This is a genomic window from Streptococcus sp. E17BB (assembly GCF_041807725.1).
GTDB lineage: Bacteria > Bacillota > Bacilli > Lactobacillales > Streptococcaceae > Streptococcus > Streptococcus entericus.
Genome location: NZ_JBGTZC010000012.1, coordinates 24,690 through 51,073, shown reverse-complemented (window position 1 = coordinate 51,073; position 26,384 = coordinate 24,690). Strand labels below are relative to the sequence as shown.

The window sequence follows — 26,384 nt, the reverse complement described above, 5'->3', positions numbered from 1 at the left end:
ACAATTGGCGAAAGTCTTATTTGACATCAATAACCGACCACGAAAATGTTTGGCTTACAGAACAGCTTTTGAAGCACTATTGAAGGAATTGTGATAAGTGTTGCACTTATTCTTGCAATTTATCTAGTTAAATATACTGACAAACTTCCCCATCTTTATAGGCGTTGTCAATCATGCCGCCGCCAAGGCATTCATCACCATCGTAAAAAACAACAGCTTGACCTGGGGTAATGGCTCGTTGTGGCTCATCAAAGATGACCTCAGCATTGTCGCCTGAAACCTTCACAGTCACTTTACTGTCAGGCTGACGGTAACGGAACTTAGCTGTGCACTCCAAGGTGAATTCTTCTGGCATTTTTTTTGTAAAGTGAACTTGACTGGCTTGTAAACTTGTTGACATTAAGCTATCATGGTAGAAGCCTTGACCAACATAGAGGATATTCTGTGACAAGTCTTTTCCAACAACAAACCAAGGTTGGTTGTCACCACCATGTTGACCCCCAATACCAAGGCCTCCACGTTGACCGATGGTATAATACATGAGACCTGCATGTTCGCCCATATCTCGCCCATCAACGGTCATCATGCGACCTGGCGTCGCTGGTAGATAGTTGCTGAGAAATTCCTTGAAATTTTTCTCCCCGATAAAGCAGATGCCTGTCGAATCTTTCTTTTTAGCGGTCGCAAGGTCTGCCCGCTCTGCGATTGCCCTTACCTCGGACTTCTGCAAATGACCTAGTGGAAACATGGTTTTTTGTAGCTGTTCTTGAGATAGTTGGCTAAGGAAGTAGGTCTGATCCTTACCATTGTCCACTCCACGGAGCATATGAACAGTCCCATCCTTATCGCGTCTCACTTGGGCATAGTGACCTGTCGCCACATAGTCCGCCCCCAAGCTCATAGCATAGTCCAAAAAGGCCTTGAACTTGATTTCCTTGTTGCACATAACATCTGGATTGGGCGTGCGACCCGCACGGTACTGAGCTAAAAAATACTCAAAAACACGGTTCCAGTACTCTTTTTCAAAGTTGACTGAGTAGTAGGGAATTCCCAGCTGGTCCGCCACAGCAGCGACATCCTTGTAGTCTTCGGTTGCTGTGCAAAAGCCATTTTCATCGGTGTCGTCCCAGTTTTTCATGAAAATACCAACGACGTCATAGCCCTGTTCTTTTAACAGCAGGGCGGTCACGGAGGAGTCAACACCCCCGCTCATGCCGACAACGACACGAATCTTGCTATTGTCTGTCATAGATTTCTCCCATCAAATATTTTTTCTTCTGCCAAATGGCAGAGCTGTCAACGGTCGATTTGAAGGTCGATGTTGAGTCTTTATTATAGCACTATTTTCAAGAAAAGAGGAGTAGAACTCCTCACTCTACTCCAATCTGTTAAGCTTTTTCCTGCAAGCGACCCGTCTCGATATAAACCAAGCGCTCACAGATATTGGTCAAGTAATCTGCCATCCGCTCCATGTGGAGCGCGATAGACAAATAATAAGTGCCGCTCAAAACCAAATCAGTCTCCCTGTCCATCCGCCGCCTAACGGTCGCTGATAGAGATTTTCTCTTCTCAACCAAGGCTTCTTCTAACTGTGTGACAATCTGTAATTCCTGCTCTTTTTGATGATTGACCAGAGAGCGAACCAGGCTACATAGATGATGCGCTTGTTGGCCCAAGTCAAGCAGAGCACCCTCCAAATCGGTCGAGCGAGCATGCCCTTGAAGGTTTAGCAAGCACTTTGCCATCAAGGCGCTGTAGTCTCCAATTTTTTCCAAGTCTGAGCTGATTTGCATCCATGACACAATCTGGCGTAAATCTTTCGCAACAGGTTGTTGTCGAGCAATCAGGTGAGCTGCAGCCACTTCGATAGCCAACTGGGTTTGGTTAATCTCAGCATCTTCTGCTAGAATCTGCTCAGCCAGCGCGATATCATCTGTGGCAAGCACTTGATGCACCTTGACAAAACTTTGCTCTGTCAGGTCAAACAACTGATTGACCTGATGTTGTAAATGGTCTAATTCCTCCTGAAATGCTTGTCTCATGAATTCCTCCTTAGCCAAATCGACCTGTCACATACTGCTCTGTTCGCTCGTCTGTTGGTTTGGTAAAAATCTGAGCAGTGTCACCAAACTCACAAACCTCACCCAAAAGGAAAAAGGCTGTTGTGTCTGCTACTCGAGCCGCCTGTTGCATGTTGTGAGTCACCATGATGATGGTATAATCCTTTTTCAAGTCTTGGAGCAAATCCTCGATTTTCAAAGTAGAAATCGGGTCAAGGGCAGACGTTGGCTCATCCATGAGCAAAACTTCTGGCTCGACTGCCAGAGCTCTCGCTATGCAAATGCGCTGCTGCTGACCACCAGATAAGGACCTGGCACTTTTTTTCAACTTGTCCTTAACCTCATCCCAGATAGCCGCCCCGCGTAGACTTTTCTCGACAATCCGATCCAGCTCTGCCTTATCCTGAATACCGTGTGTCCGCGGACCATAGGCAATGTTATCATAGATAGACATGGCAAAGGGATTTGGTTGCTGGAAAACCATACCGACTTTTTTTCGCAGTTGATTAAGATTGAGGGATTTGTCAAAAATATCCTGACCATCTAGGGAAATATGCCCTTCAATTCGGCATCCTGGTACCAAATCATTCATTCGATTGAGGGTCTTGAGAAAGGTCGTCTTGCCACAACCTGAAGGACCAATCAAAGCCGTTACTTGTTTCTCTGGCAAGTGTAAGTTAATGTTTTTCAGAGCTTGAAAATCTCCATAAAAAAGATTCATCTGCTCCACTACAATCTGTCCCATGCTAAATCCCTTTCGTTAATTTCTTGGAGAGTTGGTTAGAAATGGTCTGAATGACCAAGACTGTGACGATGAGGATAACCCCTGTCGCATAGGCTTCTTTCAAATATAGCCCTTCGCTAGAAAGCACATACATGTGAAGAGCCAAGGAACGCCCTGAGTCTAGGAGATTCGTGGGCATGTTGGTTGATGTCCCTAAAGTGTACATAAAAGCGGCAGTCTCTCCGATTATTCGCCCCACAGCCAGTAACACACCTGCTAAAATACCTGGCATGGCTTCTGGGAGAACAATCCTAAAAATCGTTCGAAGCTTTCCAGCTCCGACAGCAAAACTGGCCTGACGGACACTGTCTGGTACAGCAAGCAAGCCTTCTTCTGTCGCTCGAATAATTAAGGGCAGAACCATCAATACTGACGTCAAAATCCCCGACAAGAGTGAATACTGGAACCCACAAAAGATAACGAAGAACAGCATGCCAAAGAGACCAAAGACAATTGACGGTACACCTTGCAGGGTATCTGCAGCCAAACGAATGAAACCAACCACCTTGCTACCTCGGTTGGCGTATTCAACTAAGTAAAACCCTGCAAAAACACCTATTGGAATTGCCAAAAGAAGCGACCCAAGCACTAAGACAAGGGTGGTCACAATAGAGGGCAAGAGAGACATGTTGCTTGAGCTGTAAGTCGGAGAAAAAAGTTCTAAACTCAGGTGAGGAAGACCTTTCATCAAAATAAAACCGATGACCAAAAAAAGTGACCCAAACGTTATCAAGGCTGATAGGTAAACGAGACCTCGCAGTAGCTTATTTTTCATCGTTCTGACCTCCTTTTCACCCAGACAAAGCCAGCATTTATCAGCAAAATAAAGAGAAAGAGAACTGCTGCGGTCGTGATTAAGGCTTCTCGATGCTCTCCTGAAGCGTAAGCCATTTCTAACACAATATTGGTCGTCATGGTGCGAACTCCTCGTAACAGACCAGACGGCATGACAGGCTGATTGCCCGCGACTAAGATAACCGCCATGGTCTCACCGATTGCCCGACCAACTCCCAAGATAACGGCAGAAAAAATACCTGATCGAGCCGCTGGCAACATCACCTTAAAGACCGTTCGTTCATGGGAAGCCCCTAGAGCCAGACTAGCAGCATAATCATCTTTCGAAATAGCCCGTAAGGCAGTCTCGGATAGACTGATAATCGTTGGCAAAATCATAATACCAAGCAAAATCACAGCCGATAAGACGCTTAACCCCGTCCCGCCGTAGGAACGAATCCAAGGAACGATAAACTGCAAACCAAAGAAGCCGTAAACAATCGAAGGGATACCTGCCATAACATTTACAGAAGGTTTCAAGAGACTGTACAGGGCTTTAGGACAAAAATAGACCATAAAAACAGCTGTTAAGACCCCGACAGGGACACCCAGCACAATCGCACCTGCTGTGACCAATAAGGAACCGACAATCATCGGGAGAATGCCATAAGTTGGCGGTAGGTTAGACGGTGACCAATCCGTCCCAAAGAGGAAATCCCCTAGTCCTTGCTTCAGCAAAAATGGCAGAGCATTCCCAAAAATAAAGATTGAAATCACCACAATGGCCAGTACAGACAATAAAGCCGATAAAAAGAAAACACCCTTGAAAAGAGACTCTCGCCTTTCTTGTCCTTTAAGCGTTAAACGCATAAACCTCCTCCTTGAAAAGTTGACAAGACCTTGACAGTTTTGTCAACCTAATTGTATACATCTTATTCGCCAATCTCATTCCAAGTCAGGAGTTTTCCAGTATAAATTTCCTTAACTTCTTGAGCCGTTAGAGATTCTAGCGGGTTATCCTTATTGATTACGACTGCGATGCCATCCAGAGCAATCACATCCGCTGTCAATCCTGGCTTTTCCTTGTCTTTGAGTTCACGAGATACCATGCCGATATCTGCAACTCCTTCATGAACAGCAGTTACGCCAGCTGATGACCCATTTGAGGTGATGTCAATTTTGACATCTGGTTGAAGGACTTGATAAGCCTCTGCCAACTGTTCCATCAGGGGTGTTACCGATGTCGACCCAACGATTGAAATTGTGCCAGATTGAGGTGTAGCCTGATAAGCTTGGCTATCTGTTTTTGCTGCCACGTATTTCTTATCTGTCACGATAGCTTGTCCATCGCTTGAGTGGATAAAGGTGATAAAGTCTTGTGCTTGTTTAGACAAACTCTCCTTCCAAACAATGTTAAAGGGACGTTGAATCGGATAAGTCCCGTCCAAGACAGTTTCGTTGCTCGGTGCGACACCATCAATCTTGACAGCCTTGACAACATCTGTCAGTGACCCTAATGACACATAGCCGATGGCACTCGGATTGCCAGATACCGTTCCCACAACCCCCTCGGTATTGTTTTGAATAGTTGCTGCTTTTGTGGTCTGGTCGACTTCTATATCGCCAGACTTTTCCAGTACACCTGTGATGTCAACAAAAGCACCTCGCGTACCTGAACCGTCCTCACGAGAGACGACCATGATATCTCCGAGATTGGAAGTTCCATCACTTCCCTGATTGCCACAAGCAGCCAGACTAGCGCCTACCAGCAAGACAAAGCCTGCTTTAATAAGTTGTTTCAACATGATTGACCTCTTTCTCATAGCTGAAATTTTTTTGTTGTCAGCTATAAATCTAGTCTATCAAGGTTTTGTAAGGATGATATGCAGTTTTTTGTAAAGATTGTGTAAAGAAAATGCATGGAATCCAAGCTCATGTATTGCTTTCATTTCTTTTTGTCATCGGTAGGTAAACAGTAAATTGGCTGCCATGCCCAACTTGGCTTGCTACCTCTATCCGACCATCCATCGCCAGCAAAAGGCTTTGAACAATCGACAGACCCAGACCTGTTCCTCCTGTTTGTCGACTTCGACCCTTGTTAACGCGATAAAATCGTTCGAATATCCGGTCCAACTCCTCTTCTGGAATACCAATACCTGTATCAGCAACTTCTATCTTAACGTCAGTTTTTTCTTGTGACAAAATGACCCTTATCTGACCACCTCTATCCGTATAGCGAATAGCATTGGTTAAGAGATTGAGTAAAACCTGCGACAGTTTTCCCCTATCTCCGAGATAGGGCAATGACAGATTGTCCACACAGGTAAACTCAAGCTCTTTGGCGAACAGTTGCCCTGATAAACTGGCGGACAAGTCAGAGACCAGTTCACCTATCGTAAACTCCTCTTCTAAGATAGCCGATGGAGATTGCTCCAATCGTGACAAGTCCAGAATATCCTGAACAATCTGCTGCAAACGTTGACTTTCTTGGTAAATAATGGTCAAGAACTGATCCCGAACTGCTTCATCATCCTTGGCACCTGACAGTAAAGTCTCTGCAAAGCCTTTGATAGACGTCACCGGAGTCTTCAACTCATGAGAAACATTGCTGACAAAATCTTGACGTACCTGCTCCAAGCGCCGTAAATGCGTCACATCATAAAAAAGAAGTAACAGTTGGGTCAGTTTAGCGCCCTGCAAGACCGGCGACACAATGACATCCACCGTACGTTCTTCAGGAAAGTAAATATCAATTTCCTGATTCAGCATGACTTTCCTGTCCGAAACTTCTTGAATCAATAGATTGAGTTCAGCTGTTTTATTGATTTGGACAAAGGTCTCTCCTGTCAGTTGACTATCAGGAAAATAGAGCTGCATGGACTGGCTGGCCAAGGTCACCTGTCCTCTAGCGTCCAAGACCAATACACCCACAGATAGATGACGGAGCAAGAGGTCAAGCTGACTTTTCTGATGACTGTATTTCTGCTCAAACACGGCTAACTTTTGACCCAATAAGGTCAGATTTTTTCCCAACTCATTGTAAACAGGCACAGACTGTTGCACGTAGTCTTTGTCGTAAATATTTTGCTGCAATCGATAAAGCTGACGCTCGACTTGCTTAATCGGATGACGCAGATAGCTGACCACCAAAAAGAGGCTCAAAAGATGGCAACTATAAAATGCCCAGGCTAGAGATAGCCAGATATTCCCATCCGCAAAGGGAAGCTTGACGAAGAATAGATGGCAAATACTGATTAAGAGAAGCACGCCGCCCAACCATACCAAGAATCTGCGATAGCTTGAGGGTAAAAAATCTCTCATTCCTTATCTCCCACAAATTTATAACCAAATCCTCGAACTGTTTGGATATAGCGCGGATTTTTGGTATCTAGTTCCAATTTTTCCCGAAGCTTACCGATATGCACATCCACCATACGCGTCTCTCCTGTATAGTCATAGCCCCAGATTTTGTCTAGGAGATGCTCTCGACTGTGCGTACGGTTTGCTCGCTTCATCAAAAAACGAAGGAGCTCAAATTCCTTTGGTGTCAAGCTCAACAATTGACCCGACTGATACACCTCGTGACGTTCTTCAAATAAGGTCAAATCCTGAACCTGTAGCACTCGCTCTGTTTCTTGAGTGCTGCGATGGCTTCGCCGCAAAATAGCCTTCACTCTTGCGATGACTTCCCTTGGACTAAAGGGTTTTGTCATGTAGTCATCTGCTCCCAACTCCAGCCCGATGATTTTATCCAACTCATCATCTCTAGCGGTCAACATGAGAATAGGAGTGTCCACACCAGCCTGACGGAGTTTTTTGCAGACTTCCATACCGTGCAGCTGAGGCAGCATCAAATCCAGAATGATAAAATCAAACTGACCAGAAAGAGCTAATTCCATCCCCTTACGACCATTATCCGCACTGGTAACAGAAAATCCATCTTGCTCTAGCGTATAAACCAAAAGGGTTACAATACTGGGTTCGTCTTCCACCACCAAAATCTTTTTCATCACCATTTTCTCTTTCTAACCCGTAAACTTTACCTTTTTACTGTATCATGGCTTGCTAAAAAGGCTGTAAAGTCAGGCTGTTCTCCTATTTTTTGTGATAATGCAACAAAAAGTTCAACCTTTAATCTAGCAGTTAGTTCATGTTAGTGAACATCAAGCTTTATCAGGCCTTTCAAACGCTTATTTTTATTGTCAATTTAATTGATACTTTTGTCAACTTATTTGTCAAACATGTAAAGCTGGGGATAATGATCACACTCTGGATGTTTAGGGTGACAGATGGCTCGACCAAAGTAAATCATGGCTTGATGAGCTGGCAACCAGAGCTCTGGAGGTAAAATAGCCATGACCCGTTTTTCGATTTCTAAGGGAGTTGCTGTCGACTTGACAATCTTGTGATGTTTACAAATCCTTGACACATGAGTGTCAACAGCAAATGCTGGAATACCAAAACCAACAGACAGCACGACATTAGCTGTCTTTCGTCCGATACCAGACAGACTCTCCAACTCTTCGCGAGTTTGAGGAACTTGCCCATCAAATCGTTCTAAGAGTTGAACAGAGAGCTCGTGCATGAACTTGGCTTTGTTGCGATAAAGCCCTAGTCTGGCAATATAGGGCGCAATCTCATCAGGACTGGCAACAGCAGCCTCTTGAGGACTTGGAAAGCGCTCAAATAAAGCAGGGGTCGCCTTGTTTACCGCTGCATCGGTTGTCTGGGCAGACAGCATGACAGCAACCAGTAGCTCGTAATGGTTTCGAAAGTCCAGACTGGGCTTAGCGTCTGGGAAAAGCGCGATAATCTCCTCGATAACATGACGAGCGTTTTTCTTGGATAAGAGGGGCATATTACATGACCTTTCCATATAAATTATGTTCCTATCTATCATATCAAAAATTACTGAGAAAGTCTTCTGACCTGCCCAAATGTGGTATAATTGAAGCAGTTACAATTCAAGGAGTGCCTTATGAAAACCCTACGTTTCCAGTCAGTTTTTGACATTATCAGTCCGGTCATGATTGGACCGTCATCGAGCCACACAGCAGGTGCTGTTCGTATTGGAAAAATTGTTCATTCTATCTTCGGTGACATCCCTGAGGAGGTCACCTTTCATCTCTATAACTCCTTTGCCAAAACCTATAAAGGACACGGGACTGACTTGGCTCTAGTCGCTGGTATTTTAGGCATGGAAACAGACAATCCAGACATCAAAAATTCTCTCGAAATCGCCCACCAAAAAGGTGTTCGTATCTACTGGGACATCATCAAAGACAGCAATGCCTCTCACCCCAACACGGCAAAAATCACGGTGAAAAAGGGTGACAAGTCCATGAGCATTACAGGTATTTCCATCGGCGGTGGCAATATCGAGGTGACTGAATTGAACGGTTTTTCAGTGTCGCTCAAGATGAATATCCCAACCATTATTATCGTTCATCAGGATATTCCTGGGATGATTGCTCAGGTGGCTGAGATTTTGTCCCAGCATGACATCAACATTGCCCAGATGACGGTGACCCGTGAGGCAGCAGGAGAGAAGGCCATCATGATTATTGAGGTTGACTCCAGAAACTGTCAACAAGCTGTCAATCAGATTATCAACATACCTCACCTACATAATGTCAATTTCTTTGATTAAGTTGACAACCTTGTCAAGAAAGGATTCCTATGTTTTACACCATTAAAGAATTAGTTGAACAGGCAGATCATGATTTCAAGGGCTCTGTGGCCCAACTCATGCTAGCAACCGAGACTGAGCTGACAGGGCGGACAGCTGATGAAAGCCGAGTGATGATGACCAGAAACCTCGAAGTCCTCAAGTCTTCGGTGGTCAACGGCTTGACCGAAAGTAAGTCTCTAAGCGGTCTGACAGGCGGCGATGCCGTTCGTATGGACAAGTACATCCAAGCAGGAAAGACCCTGTCTGATAGCACGGTTTTATATGCGGTCCGAAACGCTATGGCGGTCAATGAGCTCAATGCTAAGATGGGCTTGATTTGTGCAACACCGACAGCTGGCTCAGCAGGTTGCTTGCCTGCAGTGCTCAACGTTGCCATTGACAAATTGCAGCTGACCACTGACCAGCAGTTGGATTTTCTTTTCACCGCAGGGGCTTTTGGTCTGGTCATTGCCAATAACTCCTCCATCTCTGGGGCTGAAGGAGGCTGTCAGGCTGAGGTGGGATCAGCTTCTGCCATGTCAGCGGCTGCCCTGGTCATGGCTGCTGGCGGTACAGCCTTTCAAGCCAGTCAAGCCGTTGCCTTTGTCATCAAAAACATGCTAGGACTGATCTGCGATCCTGTGGCTGGTCTTGTCGAAGTCCCTTGCGTCAAACGAAATGCCCTCGGGGCTTCCTTTGCCCTCATTGCAGCAGATATGGCATTGGCTGGTATCTGCTCACAAATTCCTGTGGATGAGGTAGTCGATGCCATGTATCAGGTTGGTAAGGCTATGCCAACCGCTTTCAAAGAAACTGCCGAGGGCGGTCTAGCCGCCACCCCGACAGGAAAATTCTACAGCAAGGAGATTTTTGGCGAATGAGACAAACCGTCTATCTGGTTCGGCATGCCGAGCCTAACTATGACAATCATGACGATGCAACCAGAGAGCTGACCGCCAAAGGCAAACAGGATTGCCAACTGCTGGTTGACTTCTTTAAGCAAAGACCGATAAATCAGATTGTTTCCAGCCCTTACAAGCGAGCTGTGAAGACCATTCAACCCGTGGCTGATCAGCTGGGACTGTCCATTGAGCTAATGGCTGATTTTCGTGAGCGTAAGATTGACGACGTCTGGATTGAGGACTTCAAAACCTTTACGGCTAACCAGTGGCAGGACTTTGCTTACAAGCACAGCGACAGCGGCGAGTCACTAGCTGAGGTTCAGCACCGAACTATTGCTGCCTTGACGGTTTTGTTGGAAAATAGCCGAGCAGAACAGCTGATTGTCTCGTCGCATGGCACAGCCATCTCAACCATGCTCAATTACTACAATCCTAAATTTGGTCTAGCTGATTTTGAACGAATTAAGACCCTGATGCCCTTTGTGGTTGAGTTAGTTTTTGACAACTTGACACCATTGTCAATCACCCTTTACAACCTCTTTACAGGAGAATCCTATGACTACACTGCTCTTTGATTTGGATGGCACCTTAGTTGACTCTAGTCTGGATATTATTGATAGCTTTCAACATAGTTTTGAGCAAATGGGGCTCGTCTGTCCTGCCCAAGATCAGCTGATGACCTTTATCGGACCTCCCTTACGATTTACCTTCTCACAGTTCTTCAACCATGATACTGAAGTTGACAAGGCAGTCAACTATTTCCGAAACTATTACGAACATCAGGAAATATATCATGATACAGTTTATGCTGGAATAACTGAGCTGTTGATTGCACTGAAAAGCATGGGCTATCAGCTTTTTGTCACTACCAGCAAGCAAGAAGAAGCTGCTAAAAATGTTTTAGGCAAGTTAGGACTATCACATTACTTTACTGGCATTTATGGTGCAACTGCAAGCCATCATCATAAATCAGATGTGATTAGAAGTTGTTTACAAGACTATCAACTTCAGCCAGAAAACTGCTATATCATAGGCGACACCAAGTACGATATGATTGGCGGACGTGAAACAGGTGTTCACCCAATTGGTGTAGCTTGGGGGTTTGGGAATAGACAGGAGCTATTAGACCACGGTGCAGAGGCGATGATGGATAAGCCTGCTGACCTGCTCAGCTATTTTCAATCATCATAAAAAGGAGCTTTTATCGCTCCTTTTCTTTATGACTTATTGCATGCCCCAAGCAGCAAGTCCTTGATTGTTATAGGCGTTGAGGGCAGAGTTGATTTGGTCATCAACAGTTGCCGTTGAACCCCAGCCAGGCATGGTCTGGAAGAGACCAGATGCACCCGAAGCATTTGCAACGTTTGGGTTGCCATTGGACTCACGTGCAATGATGTATTCCCATGTTGCTTGCGGAACACCTGTTGCTGCAGCCATACGAGCTGCTGCTTCCGTTCCCACAGCACCTGCTGTATTTCCATTTGACAAAACTGTTGGATAACTACCTGCTGTATAAGTTGACACGACAGGGGTAAATTGAACAGCCGATTCTGAAACGACTTCAACTGATTCAACGACTGGCTCCTCAGCTATCACCTCAGGTTCAGTAGGCTTTATCTTGATAGAAACCTTAGGCTCAGCTAATTTTAGCTGAGGAGGCAAGGTTGTTAAGAATACGTTTTTTTCTGACTGGCTAGAGGGTACTTTCTGAGTATCCGCCAAAGCAATAGTACGTGGTAAGTCTTGAACAAATAATTTTGTTAGCAATAGGCCAAACGCCAAAATTGAAAAAGCACTTAGAACTGATAGCAATCTTGTTTTCAGATTTTTATGGTTTAATTGAGACATATACCTTATATCCTTTTTTATTTTAGGTAACAAGACTATTCTACGGTCTATATATTACAAAATGATTAAAAAACAGTGTCTAACTATATCAATAAAGTGAAGAACAGGTAAAATGATATATTTTACCTGTTCTTTTTATCTATTATGAGACACAAGATGTAGTTCTTATCATTTATTTCTTCACAATATCTTGTGTTAAAAACTTTTTTGGTCATTTAATACCAGCCATTAGCCTGCCAAAAGGCAAGGGCTGCCGACCATAATCCATAACGATTTTTAACATATGTGTCAGCCACACGCTCTTGATTTTCTGGAGACAGATCCCCATTCAAATAAGACAAGGTCAATTGATAGCGACCATAATACTGGCCGTTCTGAGCAGTGTAACTGCCGCCTGACTCTTTAAAGGCGATGGTTTCTTTGGTAGCAGCATCTGCTACACTGAGTTGAGACACATAAGAGGTTGATGGCTGATTTTGCACTATTTCTGAAACAGCTGTGACAGATGAATTTTCTTGTTTCTCAGCAGCACCTAATTCCAATGACTGACCAACGTAGATTACATCTGCATTGTCTAATTGGTTCAACTTGACCAAATCTGATACGGTTGTCTTATATGTTTGAGCTAGCTGAGACAGGGTATCACCTGCCTTTACGGTGTAAGTCTCTGCCGAAACATGACATCCATAGGTTATCATTGTAAAAGCAAATGCCGCAAACATGCCTTTAATCAGTTGTTTTTTCGTTATTGTTAATACTGTCATCATGTAACTCCTTTCTGATGAATACCCCTATCTTAACGAAAGTTTTTTACAACAGGATTGAGTTGCAATGACAAATATAACAAAAAGATCATATTTTCTTGCTCGATGAGTTGATGTTAAGAATTTTTAAGGTAAAAAAGAGCGACAGCAAATAACATCATCCCAAAAATAGTAAGGGTGTCTCGGTGTTGCCAAGATAATTGTCGGTATTTTGTCCGACCATCACCCCCCTGATAGCCTCTGGCTTCCATCGCAAGAGCTAAACTCTCAGCCCGCTTAAAACTTGAAGCAAATAAAGGAACCAAAATTGGAATGACTGATTTGACTTTTTGAATCAGGTTTCCTTCTCCAAAATCCACCCCCCTTGCCCTCTGGGCATTCATGATACGTACAGTATCATCCATCAAGGTTGGAACAAAGCGCAAGCTTAACGACAGCATGAGCCCAATCTCATGAGCAGGTACTTTCAGTGGTTTCAAGGGTTTTAACAGACTTTCGACCGCATCTGATAAACTCAAAGGAGTTGTCGTAAGGGTCAATAAGGTTGAAAATAGGATAATCAGCAAAAACCGCGAAAAAATCAACAACGACATCTCAAAGCCCTTATCTGTGATAGTTAAAAACCAAATATTAGCGATTGGATGACCAGCAGAGGTGAAAAAGAGCTGAAACATGGTTGTAAAGGCAATAAGCCCAAGCAGCGGCAGAATGCCTTGGATAAAGTAAGATAGGCTTATCCGAGACAGGAAAACCAAACCAAGGACAAGTGCTAGAGCTAAGACATTTGTGACAAGAGTATTTGCCCAAAAAATGATGAGAATAAACATCATCATCGCCAGCAACTTACTTCGAGGGTCAAGACGATGAAGAACAGACTGCCCTGGAACATAGCGCCCTAAAATCAGTTTGTCCATGACCGCATCACCTCCTTAAACTCATCGATGGTAATTGGTAAACGGTCCATCGCTACACCACGCTCCCTTAGGCGCTGAGCAAAGGTCGTTACTTTTGGTAGGCCAAGTTGTTTTTCAGTTAACAGGTCAACCTTTTGGAAAATCTCTTGGGGAGAACCTGACAGGACTAATCGACCTGCCTCTAGAACATAAACCTGATCCGCGTAGTTAGCGACATCATCCATCAAATGAGTGACTAAAACGATTGTCATTCCTGATGCGTGTAACTGACTAAATAAAGCCATCAAGTCCCTACGTCCTTTAGGATCAAGACCAGCAGTTGGTTCATCTAGAACGAGAACTGTTGGTTCCATTGCTAAAATCCCAGCAATCGCCACTCGACGCATCTGCCCACCAGATAACTCAAAGGGATTTTTTTCAAATAGATCATCTGAAATCCCAACCAGAGCCAACTTTTCCCGAGCAATGCTCTCAGCTTCCTCAGTAGTCTTACCAAAATTTTTCGGACCAAAGGCAACATCTTTTAAAACCGTTTCTTCAAATAATTGACTCTCTGGAAATTGAAAGACCACTCCAACCTGTTGGCGTAACTGCTTGATTGATTTTGGTTTACTCTTGGCTGAAATGGTCACCCCATTAACCTGAACGTCTCCTTTGGTCGGTATATTAAGCCCATTCAGAAGCTGCATCATCGTTGACTTACCGCTACCCGTATGTCCAATAACCGCCGTATAGGACCCATCCAGAATCCCCAAGTCAATATTAAAAAGAGCGCGCCCTTCAAAAGGCGTCCCTTCTTGATAGGTGTAATTTACTCCCCTAAGTGTAATCCCCATAGGTAGTCTTCTAACTCCTTTTCTGATAAATAGCCGAGCTGTTCATCGAGTGCTAACGCCTCAGCCAGCTGACTAGAGAACGGTTTGTCAAGACCTAAGTCAAGCAATTCATCACCTTTGGCAAATAGTTCGCGTGGTGTCGTATCCAGAACCAACTGGCCTTTTTTCATCACCAACACCCGATCACTCAGCGCTACTTCGTCCAAGTCATGGGTAATCGATAAGACCGTTAGATTTGACCGTATTCGCAACTGCTTCATCAGGGTGATTAAGTCCAGCCGACCTTTTGGGTCTAGCATACTGGTCGCTTCATCCAAGATAATAATCTCAGGTTGCAAGGCAAGTGCTCCAGCGATGGCAACACGTTGCTTTTGTCCTCCTGACAAACGCGCAGGCTCCTTGGTTCGATAAGCAGACATTCCAACCAAGTCAAGAGCCTCCGTCACACGTTTTTCCATTTCCTCATGCGATAAGCCTTGATTTTCCAGACCAAATGCCACGTCATCTTCTACTGTTGACCCAACAAATTGATTGTCAGGATTCTGAAAAACAAAGGCGATTTTTCGACGAATCGCCCATATCGTTTCCTCGGACAAGACCTGACCAGCAACTCTAATTTCTCCCGAATGAGCTTCTAATAACCCATCAATCAATCGAACAGCAGTCGATTTGCCACTGCCATTATGTCCGATAATGGATACCCATTCACCTTGTTTCACGTGAAATGAGAGGTTAGCTAGCGCATAATCCTCTCGTTGGGCATCATACTTAAAATAAACTTGTTTAAGATCTATCATCACTGAAAAGTATCCTTGAGCAGGAAACTCGCTCCCTTAAAATAATCGTAGCCAGAGTAAATCGTAAAGAACAAGGCAACATATAACGTTAACTGACCAATCATCGTCCAATGCCATAGCAGGAAAATGACTGATAGCATTTGAGTAACAGTCTTAATCTTACCAGGCATGGCTGCCGCAAGCACTTCGCCTCCAGTTTCAACCAAAAGTAACCGCAGACCCATCACCGCTAGTTCTCGACAGATGATGATAGCAGACACCCAAGCTGGGGCTAAGTCTGCTCCAACTAGCATGATAAAGGCACTCATGACCAGCATTTTATCTGCTAAAGGGTCAGCAAATTTACCAAAATTTGTGACAACTTGCCATTTTCTGGCCAGATAACCATCTAAATAATCGGTCAAGCTTGCCAGAGCAAAAATCACAGCAGCAACACGATACCAGACCAAACCATTTACTGAACCGAAGATGAGAAAGAGAGGAATCATCACGATTCTCATCACCGTTAGAAGGTTAGGTATATTTTCTTTTTTTAACATGAACTAACCCTACTGAATATTAAAGGTCACAATGCTGTAAGCAGTCGCGGTGAGAGCAGTCTTGTCAAGTTCTTGACCGTTAACTTTGATGGTTACCCCTTCAGTAATGCCCATCTCAAGAACAGCTTGAGTTGCACCTTCTGTCAAGGTTGCGGTATAGGTTGGTTGCTCACTGGATAGGGTAACACCTCCTGCAATATCAGATTTACTCAAAGCGACCCAGCTACGCTCTGCTCCTGATAATGATAACTCAACCTTAATCGGTTTTTGAGCAGTTGTCACCGCAACTGTAATTGCTTCACCGCCACCTGTGACTGCCAATTGAGTTGCTGGAGTAGGAGGAGTTGACTCACTAGGAGTTGTTGATACTTCTGAACTTGATGGTGTTGTTGATACTGATGCTACCGTCTCATTGGCCGTATTCGTTTTGGCAGTCAGAAAGTCTGCTAAATAGTTTTTATAAAGCATAAAGCCAGCAAAAATCAAGGTTGCAAGACCCAATAAGGTCAATATTGGACCGAGAAATCTGTTCCCCTTGCCTGAGCTTGATTTTTGAGAATGGCTGTTACGCCCGCTACGGCGAAGCGTTGTTGAGGTCACAGAGGATGGAACATACTCTGGGTCCTCTGATTTGACCAACTCATCAAAACTAGAGACCTTAAATGGTTCCTCAACCTGTTCAACCTGACTTGCCACCTCCGCTACAGGTTCTTCCGTTGTTTCAAACCCTAGATTTGCAAAGTCTAAATCAACAGCCTCAGCGTAGGTTCTCAAGTACTGCTCTAATTTATCTGCATCAATCAATGAAAATTGATCCAACTCGATAGCTAGTAAATTGTGGGTCGCAATTCCTGTTGAGCGCTCAATGGTTTGGAGAGCTAATCCTTTTTTAGTTCTTGCTTCGCGAAGCAAATCTCCAGTCGTTTTATTCATTTGTCGTCTTCCTTTGTTGTGATTAATTCTATTATAGCAAATTTTTCTAACTTATCCAGCCCCTAGAGAGGAAAAATCGTCACTTCTGCAATATCTGCCGAATGAAAGAAAGTCTCTCCGATTAACAAGACGTTCTCAAGAGTCAATTGGTCTAAAATATCAGGCACGTCAAGATAGAAAAGCTCCTGTGTAGAATGTTCTAAAAATGCACTTGCCAATTCATCTGGGCGATCCAGTGACATTAGAAATTCACCATAAAGTTCTTTTTTTAGACTGAATAACCGTTCTTCAGAGACATCCTTACTTGATTTCCCTTTTTTGAGCGCCTGTTTGATTTTGGCTGACATAGCAATCGGCTCGTTAGTATCAAGTAAAACCATAACAAATTGGAATCGCTCATCAACTTCTATCACCACATCAAACGAATCATTAATTTTTCCGTCATCATACCATTGTTGATAAGTCTTTGATGTCCAACCGATTAGCATATTTAGATATAATTTTAAAGCGGTCTTATAAAAGAGGCTACTGTCCTGAATAGGTTCGTGGCGAAAACCAATTCCCAATTTCGGCATATTGACATCTAATTGCAGTGACTGCTTTTTGACAACAGGTTGATAAGAAATAGCAGAGCGTGATACCCTAACCGGTGTCTGTTGTATCATCTGGCTTGTCAAGTCTGTCAATCTTTTATAAACGACATTTTCATCCACATCCCCAATAACAACAAGGGTCATCCCTTCTGGTCGATAAAAGGTCTCAAAGGCATTTGACAAATCTGTCAACGTTATCTTGGCTATGCTGTCAACTTTTCCAGCCAAATCAACCGCTAAAGGTGTCTCAGGAAAAAGACCTGCTAACAAACTGCTGTAAAGCCTGTAATCAGGATCATCCTGATACATGTCAATCTCTTGACTAATGATTGATTGTTCTTTTTTGATAGAATTTTCTGTAAACCTTGGTTGACTTACCAAATCAATCAGCAGCTCTAAATTTTCATTCAGCTGATCAACGCTTGAGAAAAAATAATTAGTGGTTGTAAAGCTTGTAAAAGCATTTGAATCAGAACCAAGTCCTGTAAACTTCTGAGAAAAATCCTGCTTCCCATTATTCTCAAATACCTGATGCTCTAAAAAATGAGCTAGTCCAGCGCCTGTGGCTATCTTTTGATCATTTACTGTAAACTCAGTGTCAATCCCACCAAACCTAACAGATAACATCCCTATGTTTTCTTTAAAACCCGACTTAGGAATAACGATTAGGCGTAGCCCAGAAGGTAGAATCCCTTGATAAATGGTCTCATTTAAGTGTGGAAAGGCTATCTGCTCTAATGCCATTATTGCTCCCCCTCCATAAAATAAACTGCTTGCAACTTTATCTTATTCGCCAAGCGAACAATATCTTGCTTGCTCACTGCCTGAACCTCTTGCTGAAATTCTGACAAAGTCTTCGCTTTCTCTCCAAAAACAGACCGATTATAGGCTAACTCAATCAGAGATTTGGCATAATCTTCGGACAAGGCTGCGCTATTGACCAGCATTTTCTTGGTTTTCTTCACTAAATCACTGGTAAAACGCCCTGATTTCAAGGCATGGAGTTGTTTGGTCACGAGCTGCATCACACGCTGACGCTGGTCTCGATCAATTCCTGTCTGAATCTTCAAAACAGACTGAAAAGGTTCTAAATGACTCGAAATTGTGTAGGCCAGCCCTGCTTTTTCCCGTAACTCTGTAAATAAAAGAGAGTGCGGAAATAGTCCCAATAAACCATTGGCGACGAGGAGCGAAGCGTAATCTTCTCCACCATAGACCGAGGGCACATGGTAAGCCAGGTCCAACACAGACTGATTGGCCTGCTTCGTTTCTAATTTTTCTCGTGTAATATTGGTTAGATCTTGTTGGTACTGGTAGTTCAAAGAGACCTGACGAGGAGAAAAAGGCAACTGATGAAGCCCTTGTAATATTTTATACTCATCAATCTTACCCACTAAAAAAATATCAATACGGTCTTCCCTCAACATGCGCTGAAATTCCTGAAAAGCAGTGTAGGAATTCTCCTTGGCAACCTGTTCAGGTGTTGAATAGCTAGATTGTTTGAGGCTATTATGCGTAAAATAAAGCTGGTCTAGTTCCAAATCGCTGTAGTAAAAAATATCTTCCTTATCTGCTTCAAGGTAGTTAATCAGATTAGCCTTTTCCATGTCAAAGATACTTGTTTGATACTGCTCGACCGTCCGTAAAGGATTGAACAAAATACTGCGTAAGAGAGCCATCAATTCATTGACCGTGTCCTCACCACCCAGAGCAAATTCACTTCCCACAGCACTGAGGTCGAGGTCCACCAGATGAACCAAGCCTTTCGTAGTCACTTTAGTGGATAAGCCTGCCCCATAGAGCTCAGCTAATTTTTGACGAAGTAATCGTGGGCTGGGGTAATCAGAAGTCGCTGTTGCTAGCATCTGTGCTACCAGAGCTCGTCTGGCCTTATTCACCTTACTCACATCTGCTGAAAATCGGCAAGTCAGATGGTTGGTCTTAAATTTTTCTGTCTGAACAACGTGTAGGTAAACACCGTCAACAATCTGCATAGCTTCCTTTTCCTTAGATGATAGTCCCTTCATTATAACATTTTATTTAAGACATGACCAAAAAAGACGTCGATTGAGACAATTATGCTATAATAGTCTGGTAACATCTGGAGGATACGATTATGGACTACAAACTTTTCACGGATTTCATCACCCTGCAAGCTCTACTGAAAGACACAGGTATCATTAAAAGTGGCGGTGCTATCAAGGCATTTTTAGCCGAAAACACCGTTCTGGTTAACGGTGAGGATGAGAAACGACGCGGCAAAAAACTCCGTATCGGTGATAAAATTGATCTTACTGATCTTGAACAGACTATTGTAATTGTCGCACCAACTGCTTTTGAAATAGCAGAGCACGAACTCGATATTGCAGAGAAAAAACGAATCGCAGAATTGGTAAAAAAAATGAATCAGGCAACTAAAAAGCAACAAGCTCGGCCGAAAAAGTCAGCTCAAAGCAAAAAACATTACCCTGAAAAAAATAAAAATACTGCTGTTAATCGTACGCAAACTTACCGCAAAGTTGACAACCCTGTCAAGCCAGCAGTGCGATTCCCTGGAGTAGACTTATGTGGCTTGAACGCATTGAGCTAACCAATTACCGCAATTACAAAGAACTATCGACTGATTTCTCTGCTAAACTTAACATCTTTATCGGTCAAAACGCTCAGGGTAAAACTAATGTGATAGAGGCTATCTATTTCTTAGCCTTGACCCGAAGCCATCGAATACGCTTTGATAAAGAACTAATTAACTTCGACGAAAAATCATTTACGATTAGCGGCCTAGTCCACCGCACCAGTGGTAAACTTCCACTTGACATTACCTTGACAGATAAAGGCAGAGTCTGTAAACTAAACCACCTCAAACAAAACAAGCTATCTGATTATATCGGCAAGATGACAGTTGTCCTCTTTGCGCCTGAAGATTTACAACTGATTAAAGGGTCGCCAAATTTAAGGCGTAAGTTTATGGATATTGACCTCGGTCAGATTAAGCCACTCTACTTGTCAGACCTATCAAACTATAATCATGTCCTTAAACAGCGAAACAGCTACCTCAAGTCAACAGATAAGGTTGACACTGTCTTTTTATCTGTTCTTGATGACCAATTAGCGGATTATGGTAGCCGTGTCATTCAACATAGACTTGACTTCGTTGACCAACTAACTATCGAAGCAGACAAAAACCACTACGCGATTTCAAATCAACTGGAACATATCAGTTTGACTTATCAGTCAAGTATCAAATTTACAGACTTGTCAACTTTAAAAGATAATTTTGTCAAGCAACTCGAAAGCAATCATCAACGAGATATCTTCAAACGTAATACCTCTATCGGTCCTCATCGGGACGACCTCACCTTTGCCATCAATGGCATCTCTGCTGACTTTTGTAGTCAAGGACAGCATCGCAGTTTGATTCTATCACTAAAAATGGCAGAAATTGAACTCTTCAAGCAACAGACAGGAGATTACCCGATTTTACTCCTTGACGATGTCATGAGTGAACTGGACAATAAGCGCCAAATGAAACTACTAGAAGGTATCAAAGAGAATGTTCAAACTTTCATCACTACAACCAGCCTTGACCATCTAAAAGGCTTGCCTGAGGATTTGAAAATTTTCCATGTGGAAAACGGCACGATAAAAACGGACTGAACATCGTCCGTTTTTTAATATTACATTGACAAATCTGTCAATCTATTAAGACTTAACAACACCTAACAAGATGGCACCGACCAAGAAACAAGCAATACCGATGTAAACCCAGCGCATTTCATTAGCGGTCTTTTTCTCACCGAGAAAGATAATACCACCGATAATCCCAATAATAGCCCCTAATTGTGAAAAGCTAAAGGCAATTGCCAAACCAGCTGTGGAAGCCGCAAAAAGCATGAAGATATTTCCCAAGCTCCATTGAAGACCAACCAAGGCATTTTTAAGCACAACAGGTTCAAAAGATAGCTTAAATCTCATAAAGGCAGCAGCTCCTAGTACCATACCGATTGACATTGGAAAAATAGCTGCCAGCGGTTCAAAGTGCATGATATTATTGAACAAAACAGTATAAGCGACATAACCGAAGGTCGAATAAGCCAAGGCGATAAAGCCTTTTTTCATGTCGTAATTGACAGAAGTGTCAACTGACTTGTCAGGGTCAGTTTTACTAGAAAAATAGAACCCAACAACCAAACTAACCAGGGCTATGCTACCGAGAATAAACTGAATTGGCTTTGCCCATTCTCCAAAAACAAAGGCACCAATCAAGCTACCGACAACCAGTTGGCTACCACCTGACAAGGCGTTAGCCACTGACACTCCCATATACTGCATGGCGGAGAATTGACCGTTCTGACCCATTGCCCAGAGCAATCCACCTAAAATCCCAAAAATCCAGTAGTTAAGAGTTAGGTTCGGCTGAACAATCAGATAAGTCACTGTGGCAAATAGCAGAGCTCCCAAAGTCACACCAAAGGTCTGCTGATTAGCATTTCCCCCAATCTTGTTACTCGCTAAACCAAGACTCCCCCAAGCAATCATAGGGACTAGAGCATATAAAATTCCTTGCATGATACTCCTTTACACGATATTTACAACTCTATCAACATTGTTGACAAGTTTGTAAACAATACAGTTAAGATAAAAAAGTAGGTCAAGACAAGTCTTTTCCCACTCCTTTATTTATTTTACAAAAATGTTCGGTTTTTGTCAAGCCTCTTAGCGGCTGATGGAATAGTTTGGTGCTTCGTTGGTGATGTGAACATCGTGCGGATGGCTCTCAATCAGACCTGCTCCGCTCATTTCTACAAACTGTGCCTTATCATGCAGGTCTTGAATGGTCGCAGCACCCGTATAGCCCATACCAGCCTTGATACCACCAACCATTTGGAAGACGATATCCGCAGCAGCTCCTTTATAGGCGACACGTCCCTCAATCCCTTCTGGCACAAGCTTATTGGCTTCATTGACAGAACCTTGGAAATAGCGATCTCCTGAGCCTTTTTTCATGGCACCGAGGCTACCCATGCCACGGTAGGTCTTGAACTTGCGTCCTTGGAAAATCTCTGTTTCTCCTGGGGCTTCATCAGTTCCCGCCAGCATTGAACCAAGCATGACCGCATGACCACCAGCTGCTAAGGCTTTAACAATATCTCCAGAATACTTAATGCCTCCGTCAGCAATGAGGGTTTTGCCGTACTCACGCGCCACACCAGCCGCATCGTAAATGGCTGTAATCTGAGGCACACCAACACCTGCGACAACACGAGTGGTACAAATCGAACCCGGACCAATACCAACCTTAACCACATCAACCCCTGCATCATAAAGGGCACGAGCGCCTTCAGCTGTCGCAATATTACCTGCAATCAAGATTTTATCAGGGAAGGTCGCACGAATTTCAGCAATCTTGCGCAAGACACCTGCTGAATGTCCGTGTGCTGTATCAATGACAATCGCATCCGCTCCTGCCTCAAAAAGTGCAGTCGCTCGCTCAAAGGTATCAGATGTCACACCAACAGCTCCTGCAACCAAGAGACGACCGAACTGATCTTTAGCAGCATTTGGAAACTCGATAACCTTCTCGATATCTTTGATGGTGATGAGACCAGATAAACGACCGTCTCCATCCACTAGGGGGAGCTTTTCGATACGGTGTTCCTGGAGAATCTGCTCGGCTGTTTTCAAGTCAGTTCCAACAGGTGCAGTCACCAAATTCTTGCTGGTCATATGGTCTGAAATCGGCTGATTATAGTCAGAAATAAAACGCAAATCTCGATTGGTCAAAATGCCAACCAATTTACGGTTCTCCATGGTTTCAACCACAGGCACACCGCTGATGCGATAACGGCCCATTAACTCATTAGCCTCAGCAATCGTATGGTTTGGTGTCAAGAAAAACGGATCGATAATCACACCATTTTCAGAGCGTTTTACCTTGCGCACTTCCTCAGCTTGAGCCTCGATGGACATGTTTTTATGGACAACACCTAAACCACCCGCACGCGCCATCGCAATGGCCATTGCACTTTCGGTTACAGTATCCATCGCTGCGGTGATAATTGGGATATTCAAGGTCAAATTAGGCGCCAACTGGACACTCATATCTACTTCGTTAGGAAGCACATGACTCTCCGCTGGAATCAGGAGCACATCATCAAAAGTAAACCCTTTTTTCAAAAATTTTGTCTGCCAATTTGACATTAACATAACCTCTTTCTGTGTTTATTGTTACTATCATATCACGCTAAAATCATTTGTCAACCGCTAAGGCAAAGTTTTGATAAATGTTTCGGAATATGCTATCATAAGAGATGAAAAGGAGGGTTTACCATGAAAAAACAGTTGCTTTCTTTAGTAGTTATCCTCATATTAGCCATTCTAAGGCCTTATCTGCTAAAGATACCTGTCTTAGGTCCTCTCTATGGTTTTCTTGAGTTTTTAACCATCGCCCTGATTATCGGCTATATCCTCTACCACATCGGGCTGCACATTTACCTTTGGGTTAAGGTGAGAAAGAAGGACTAGCATGACTAAAAAAGATTGGATAACCTTGCAACTAAGGTTCTCCCGCTAGCCATTAGTGGAGCTATTATCAAGCACTTCGGCTGGTCAGGCTTTGCTATTTTTGTCCTATCCTACATGACTCTCCTTTGGCTGATGATTAACAAGATGAAGCCTTAATCGTTAAGTATTTTTTAGGGAAATAGCAGAGCTGGCAGGTTTCATCTGAGATGACTGGTTGATACTACAGTCCTTATCAGCTATTATCAAAAAAGAAACCATAGCCACCAGCAAGAACGGAAGGTGACTTTTTTACCAGACAAGCTCGGTTTTTACTAACTTAGAGTTCCCAAATCTGACTATAGCGGACCTTATCAGACTCTTCAACATGATGAGCAATTTCAATTATGGTCACATCCATATCAAAAAGCAATTGGCGAATACTCCTAGCAACTTCTCTATCTAAAGACGCTGAAAATTCATCAATCAAAATTAGCGAATATTTGCCTACCAAAGCTCGAGCCAATATGACTCGGGCTTTTTCCCCTCCCGATAGTAGACAACCGTCTGTTCCAACAACAGTATGGCAGTCCTTATCTCCTAAACCAACTTTATCCAACACATTGCTAACCTCGTCTTGAGGAATATCTCGTCCCAAGGTGACATTGAAGCCAATCGTGTCATCAAATAAAATCACATCCTGTGGCACATAGCCAATACTAGAATAGAGATCTGCTCTTGGAATCGTTTCAAGAAGGTGACCATTTATCATAATCTGCCCAGATAAAAGATGATGCTGACGAAACAATACTTTAAATAAAGTTGATTTACCTGAACCTGATTTACCTGTCAATAACACTTTATCGTTAGGTCTAAGGGATCTCGTCAATTCATAAAGCGGATTATCATAACCAATTGTTGCTGTCACAAAATCTAATGATTCAACAGCAAAACCAGCTCCCTTGCTACTATCTAATTCAAAGCTATCTTCAAAAAAAGTCGTCACTTTCTCCAAAATTGGTCTTGTTGATTTGATAGCACTCCACTGTCCCATTGCACGTTCAAGTGGAGCAATCACGCGATCAGAAGCTAGAAAAACAGCTAAAAGGGAACCCGCTGATAATTTTCCCTGTACAGCAAAATAACCACCTATCCCAAACGGAAGCAGAAGGCAGACACCTACCGTCAATCCCAGATAGAAGTTCATCACTACAGGTGCTAATTTTTTATCAAAATTTGCCTTCTCTGAACGTATCAACTGAGACATCAACCGATGAAAAAAATAAGACATTTGACGAGAGTGTTTTATAACACTAATTCCCTTAAACGATTCAGTAAAATCTTTGATGAACTTTTTATTTTCATTTGACCAGATATCAACTGCCCTTTGTAATTGTATTTCAAATAATTTTGGGAAAACAATGGGAAAAATAGCGAATACCATAAAAATGATAGCTAATTCCCAATTGATCATAAAAATATATACCGCTGAAACAGTTGAAAAACTAAGTGAATAAATTAGTTGATTCCAAGCTTGCAGATAATTCTCTTCCAGTAAACTCAAATCATTGAACATCATATTTTGAACAACATCATAACTTTCTTTTTCACTAAAAGACTGTTGAAATATAGCATTTTTTGCTGTCTGTAAAAAAAATTGACTAAGTTTGGCTTTATAATAGTCAAAACAGAAAGAAAATAGTTGATTGACTGAAAAAGCAACTGCTCCAAAAATAATACCTGTAATCAATAAGTTTAAATCTGATTTCTGAACAGCATCAGTCACACTAGATATAATAACAGGAACAACTAAAGTTCCCATACCACTCAAAATAGCAAACATTAGGGACAATAAAAAATATCTCTTACTGATAAATTGACGCAAAACCATTAATAAATTTCCCCTTCAAATAATTTAGTTTCCTCATCAAGATTGATAAAATGACTAACTGTTAAAACGCCATCATTTTTATAATTCATGTAACGTTTCATTACTAATAAAATCCCTGATGTTCCTGATACTAAATCAGCAGACAATTTGAACAATTGTTCCCCTAAGAAAAGTCCTTGTTCATCATCAAAATATAAAGACATACTATCTATTAACTTTTCAATTTTATATAATATTTTATTTTTCAAATTACTATCTTTAATAACAAATAGACAATCCAATAAAAAATCAACTATACCAGCCATACCTCTCATATAAGTAACAAATGATGTCAATTCAAACAAAGAAGCGCTTATAATATTTATTAATTGAGTATAATAAAATTCTTTCTTTGTCGTTTGATAAAGCCTTAAACAAGTATAACCTACACCAGCAATGCCATCATATAAATATGGAGAAAAAACTTTAAAAGAAGAATTAATACCTTTGATATATTTATAGAAAATTTTATAAAAGCGATAATTCTGAACACTTATGAAAGTGCTCAGCAAATTCGAATAAAATTTCTACGCTTTTA

Annotated in this window: 30 protein-coding genes; 8 read left to right on the top strand and 22 right to left on the bottom strand. The window is 42.7% G+C overall.

Translation table 11 applies throughout. The annotated features are described in order from the left end of the window. Nucleotides 1–127: 127 nt before the first annotated feature. From mnmA to nth, 9 genes are all read right to left on the bottom strand, one after another. Nucleotides 128–1,249, bottom strand: coding sequence for a tRNA 2-thiouridine(34) synthase MnmA (gene mnmA / locus ACERC7_RS04475; protein WP_373660211.1), 1,122 nt, complete (start codon nucleotides 1,247–1,249; stop codon nucleotides 128–130). A gap of 139 nt (nucleotides 1,250–1,388) precedes the next feature. Continuing rightward, nucleotides 1,389–2,042, bottom strand: a complete 654-nt coding sequence (phoU, locus tag ACERC7_RS04470) for a phosphate signaling complex protein PhoU (RefSeq protein WP_373666235.1) — start codon at nucleotides 2,040–2,042, stop codon at nucleotides 1,389–1,391. Between the two features lie 10 nt (nucleotides 2,043–2,052). Further along, a complete protein-coding gene (gene pstB / locus ACERC7_RS04465) occupies nucleotides 2,053–2,805 on the bottom strand; it encodes a phosphate ABC transporter ATP-binding protein PstB (RefSeq protein WP_373658674.1) in 753 nt (250 codons plus the stop codon). A gap of 1 nt (nucleotide 2,806) precedes the next feature. Continuing rightward, nucleotides 2,807–3,619: a phosphate ABC transporter permease PstA gene (gene pstA / locus ACERC7_RS04460; protein WP_373666234.1), complete on the bottom strand. Its 813-nt coding sequence runs from the start codon at nucleotides 3,617–3,619 to the stop codon at nucleotides 2,807–2,809. Next, on the bottom strand, nucleotides 3,616–4,488 hold the full coding sequence (gene pstC, locus ACERC7_RS04455; protein WP_373658676.1) for a phosphate ABC transporter permease subunit PstC: 873 nt from the start codon (nucleotides 4,486–4,488) through the stop codon (nucleotides 3,616–3,618). Before pstC ends, pstA begins: the two co-directional genes overlap by 4 nt. A 62-nt stretch (nucleotides 4,489–4,550) precedes the next feature. After that, nucleotides 4,551–5,426 (bottom strand): substrate-binding domain-containing protein, encoded by an 876-nt coding sequence (locus ACERC7_RS04450; RefSeq protein WP_373658727.1) that lies wholly within the window; start codon nucleotides 5,424–5,426, stop codon nucleotides 4,551–4,553. Between the two features lie 124 nt (nucleotides 5,427–5,550). Beyond that, nucleotides 5,551–6,939, bottom strand: coding sequence for a two-component system histidine kinase PnpS (gene pnpS, locus ACERC7_RS04445; RefSeq protein ID WP_373658677.1), 1,389 nt, complete (start codon nucleotides 6,937–6,939; stop codon nucleotides 5,551–5,553). Then, nucleotides 6,936–7,628 (bottom strand): response regulator transcription factor, encoded by a 693-nt coding sequence (locus ACERC7_RS04440; RefSeq protein WP_373658678.1) that lies wholly within the window; start codon nucleotides 7,626–7,628, stop codon nucleotides 6,936–6,938. The genes pnpS and ACERC7_RS04440 overlap by 4 nt, the downstream gene beginning before the upstream one ends. Nucleotides 7,629–7,846: 218 nt before the next feature. Next, nucleotides 7,847–8,476, bottom strand: coding sequence for an endonuclease III (gene nth, locus ACERC7_RS04435; protein ID WP_373658728.1), 630 nt, complete (start codon nucleotides 8,474–8,476; stop codon nucleotides 7,847–7,849). Between the two features lie 120 nt (nucleotides 8,477–8,596). On the opposite strand from nth, the gene sdaAB reads away from it, so the two are divergent. Genes sdaAB through ACERC7_RS04415 form a run of 4 tightly spaced genes read left to right on the top strand, consistent with a single transcriptional unit; the run spans nucleotide 8,597 to nucleotide 11,382 of the window. Next, on the top strand, nucleotides 8,597–9,268 hold the full coding sequence (gene sdaAB, locus ACERC7_RS04430) for an L-serine ammonia-lyase, iron-sulfur-dependent subunit beta (RefSeq protein WP_373658679.1): 672 nt from the start codon (nucleotides 8,597–8,599) through the stop codon (nucleotides 9,266–9,268). 29 nt (nucleotides 9,269–9,297) lie between these two features. Beyond that, nucleotides 9,298–10,170: an L-serine ammonia-lyase, iron-sulfur-dependent, subunit alpha gene (gene sdaAA / locus ACERC7_RS04425; RefSeq protein WP_373658680.1), complete on the top strand. Its 873-nt coding sequence runs from the start codon at nucleotides 9,298–9,300 to the stop codon at nucleotides 10,168–10,170. Beyond that, complete coding sequence (locus ACERC7_RS04420; RefSeq protein ID WP_373658681.1) at nucleotides 10,167–10,766, top strand: histidine phosphatase family protein; 600 nt, start codon at nucleotides 10,167–10,169, stop codon at nucleotides 10,764–10,766. Before sdaAA ends, ACERC7_RS04420 begins: the two co-directional genes overlap by 4 nt. Further along, entirely contained in the window at nucleotides 10,747–11,382 is a 636-nt protein-coding gene (locus ACERC7_RS04415) for an HAD-IA family hydrolase (RefSeq protein ID WP_373658682.1), read from the top strand. The genes ACERC7_RS04420 and ACERC7_RS04415 overlap by 20 nt, the downstream gene beginning before the upstream one ends. Before the next feature lie 33 nt (nucleotides 11,383–11,415). Here ACERC7_RS04415 and ACERC7_RS04410 read toward each other — a convergent pair whose 3' ends face one another. The 9 genes from ACERC7_RS04410 to yfmF all read right to left on the bottom strand — a co-directional run bounded on the left by ACERC7_RS04410 (nucleotide 11,416) and on the right by yfmF (nucleotide 19,409). Next, nucleotides 11,416–11,958, bottom strand: a complete 543-nt coding sequence (locus ACERC7_RS04410) for a transglycosylase SLT domain-containing protein (RefSeq protein WP_373658684.1) — start codon at nucleotides 11,956–11,958, stop codon at nucleotides 11,416–11,418. Nucleotides 11,959–12,254: 296 nt separating this feature from the next. After that, the gene (locus tag ACERC7_RS04405) at nucleotides 12,255–12,761 is read right to left on the bottom strand and encodes a LysM peptidoglycan-binding domain-containing protein (protein WP_373666236.1); all 507 of its coding nucleotides are present in this window, start codon (nucleotides 12,759–12,761) and stop codon (nucleotides 12,255–12,257) included. Nucleotides 12,762–12,919: 158 nt separating this feature from the next. Then, nucleotides 12,920–13,717 (bottom strand): energy-coupling factor transporter transmembrane protein EcfT, encoded by a 798-nt coding sequence (locus tag ACERC7_RS04400; protein ID WP_373666233.1) that lies wholly within the window; start codon nucleotides 13,715–13,717, stop codon nucleotides 12,920–12,922. After that, nucleotides 13,705–14,553, bottom strand: a complete 849-nt coding sequence (locus tag ACERC7_RS04395) for an energy-coupling factor transporter ATPase (protein WP_373658688.1) — start codon at nucleotides 14,551–14,553, stop codon at nucleotides 13,705–13,707. The genes ACERC7_RS04400 and ACERC7_RS04395 overlap by 13 nt, the downstream gene beginning before the upstream one ends. Next, nucleotides 14,529–15,350, bottom strand: a complete 822-nt coding sequence (locus ACERC7_RS04390; RefSeq protein WP_373658689.1) for an energy-coupling factor transporter ATPase — start codon at nucleotides 15,348–15,350, stop codon at nucleotides 14,529–14,531. The genes ACERC7_RS04395 and ACERC7_RS04390 overlap by 25 nt, the downstream gene beginning before the upstream one ends. Then, nucleotides 15,350–15,889: a CDP-diacylglycerol--glycerol-3-phosphate 3-phosphatidyltransferase gene (pgsA, locus tag ACERC7_RS04385; protein ID WP_373666232.1), complete on the bottom strand. Its 540-nt coding sequence runs from the start codon at nucleotides 15,887–15,889 to the stop codon at nucleotides 15,350–15,352. The genes ACERC7_RS04390 and pgsA overlap by 1 nt, the downstream gene beginning before the upstream one ends. A 9-nt stretch (nucleotides 15,890–15,898) precedes the next feature. Then, nucleotides 15,899–16,822: a helix-turn-helix domain-containing protein gene (locus ACERC7_RS04380; protein WP_373658691.1), complete on the bottom strand. Its 924-nt coding sequence runs from the start codon at nucleotides 16,820–16,822 to the stop codon at nucleotides 15,899–15,901. A gap of 62 nt (nucleotides 16,823–16,884) precedes the next feature. After that, entirely contained in the window at nucleotides 16,885–18,159 is a 1,275-nt protein-coding gene (gene yfmH / locus ACERC7_RS04375; protein WP_373658692.1) for an EF-P 5-aminopentanol modification-associated protein YfmH, read from the bottom strand. Further along, nucleotides 18,159–19,409 (bottom strand): EF-P 5-aminopentanol modification-associated protein YfmF, encoded by a 1,251-nt coding sequence (gene yfmF / locus ACERC7_RS04370; protein WP_373658730.1) that lies wholly within the window; start codon nucleotides 19,407–19,409, stop codon nucleotides 18,159–18,161. The genes yfmH and yfmF overlap by 1 nt, the downstream gene beginning before the upstream one ends. Nucleotides 19,410–19,531: 122 nt before the next feature. Between yfmF and yaaA the strand changes: the two genes are divergently transcribed. Beyond that, on the top strand, nucleotides 19,532–20,005 hold the full coding sequence (yaaA, locus tag ACERC7_RS04365) for a S4 domain-containing protein YaaA (protein ID WP_373658693.1): 474 nt from the start codon (nucleotides 19,532–19,534) through the stop codon (nucleotides 20,003–20,005). Beyond that, nucleotides 19,981–21,072, top strand: coding sequence for a DNA replication/repair protein RecF (gene recF / locus ACERC7_RS04360; RefSeq protein ID WP_373658694.1), 1,092 nt, complete (start codon nucleotides 19,981–19,983; stop codon nucleotides 21,070–21,072). The genes yaaA and recF overlap by 25 nt, the downstream gene beginning before the upstream one ends. A gap of 45 nt (nucleotides 21,073–21,117) precedes the next feature. On the opposite strand, the gene ACERC7_RS04355 is transcribed toward recF, so the two are convergent. Together ACERC7_RS04355 and guaB are read right to left on the bottom strand one after the other, a co-directional pair. Continuing rightward, a complete protein-coding gene (locus ACERC7_RS04355; protein ID WP_373666231.1) occupies nucleotides 21,118–21,984 on the bottom strand; it encodes a GRP family sugar transporter in 867 nt (288 codons plus the stop codon). A gap of 147 nt (nucleotides 21,985–22,131) precedes the next feature. Next, entirely contained in the window at nucleotides 22,132–23,616 is a 1,485-nt protein-coding gene (guaB, locus tag ACERC7_RS04350; protein WP_373666230.1) for an IMP dehydrogenase, read from the bottom strand. A gap of 129 nt (nucleotides 23,617–23,745) precedes the next feature. On the opposite strand from guaB, the gene ACERC7_RS04345 reads away from it, so the two are divergent. Beyond that, nucleotides 23,746–23,940 (top strand): hypothetical protein, encoded by a 195-nt coding sequence (locus ACERC7_RS04345; RefSeq protein WP_373658697.1) that lies wholly within the window; start codon nucleotides 23,746–23,748, stop codon nucleotides 23,938–23,940. Between the two features lie 15 nt (nucleotides 23,941–23,955). Beyond that, nucleotides 23,956–24,096 carry a hypothetical protein gene (locus ACERC7_RS04340; RefSeq protein WP_373658698.1) on the top strand — a complete coding sequence of 47 codons (141 nt, stop codon included), beginning with the start codon at nucleotides 23,956–23,958 and terminating at the stop codon, nucleotides 24,094–24,096. Nucleotides 24,097–24,256: 160 nt separating this feature from the next. Here the strand turns inward: ACERC7_RS04340 and ACERC7_RS04335 are convergent, their stop codons facing one another. Together ACERC7_RS04335 and ACERC7_RS04330 are read right to left on the bottom strand one after the other, a co-directional pair. Beyond that, a complete protein-coding gene (locus ACERC7_RS04335; protein WP_373666229.1) occupies nucleotides 24,257–25,807 on the bottom strand; it encodes an ATP-binding cassette domain-containing protein in 1,551 nt (516 codons plus the stop codon). Next, nucleotides 25,807–26,358: a lanthionine synthetase LanC family protein gene (locus tag ACERC7_RS04330; protein ID WP_373658700.1), complete on the bottom strand. Its 552-nt coding sequence runs from the start codon at nucleotides 26,356–26,358 to the stop codon at nucleotides 25,807–25,809. Before ACERC7_RS04330 ends, ACERC7_RS04335 begins: the two co-directional genes overlap by 1 nt. Between the last annotated feature and the right edge of the window lie 26 nt (nucleotides 26,359–26,384).